The sequence below is a fragment of the Neisseria sp. P0014.S002 genome (genome assembly GCF_051958295.1).
Taxonomy (GTDB): Bacteria; Pseudomonadota; Gammaproteobacteria; order Burkholderiales; family Neisseriaceae; genus Neisseria; species Neisseria flavescens_B.
In genome coordinates this window covers 1-529 of record NZ_JBQCVO010000032.1, presented here as the reverse complement: position 1 = coordinate 529, position 529 = coordinate 1, and the positions used below count along the sequence as shown (strand labels likewise).

1 protein-coding gene is annotated in these 529 nt (G+C 60.5%); it reads left to right on the top strand.

Features of this window, described 5'->3' with window-relative positions; genetic code table 11:
- On the top strand, positions 1–529 hold a 529-nt coding region (locus ACTHSX_RS10460; protein WP_440377608.1), incomplete at both ends, for an RHS repeat domain-containing protein.

Below are 529 nucleotides of genomic sequence, written 5' to 3'. Positions count from 1 at the left end.
CGGCCAAAGCGCCACCGTAGGCTACCAGTACGACCCGTTGGGCAACCGCATCCGCACCATCCTGCCCGACGGCCGCCATATCGATTACCTGTACTACGGCAGCGGACACCTGCACCAAATCAGCCTCGACGGCGAAGTCATTACCGACATCGAACGCGACAAACTGCACCGAGAAATCCAAAGGACACAGGGCAGCATCAGCAGCCTGTACGACTATGACCCCATGGGTCGTCTGAAAAGCCAGCGTACCGTCCGGAGCGGCACACAAACACCCCGCGGCAAACAAAACCCGTTGGCCGGCGGCGTCGTCAACCGCCGCTACGCCTACGACAAAGCCGGCAACCTGATCCAAAGCGCCGACCAAAGAAGCGGCGTCCTCCATTATGTTTACGACAAAATCGGGCGCATTCAAGAAGCCCGCAACAGCCAAAGCGGCCGCAGCGAAACCTTCGCCTTCGACCCCGCCCACAACATCCTTTCCGACAAAGCTGCCGAAGGGAAGGGCGGTAACCCAGTCAGCGGCAACCGC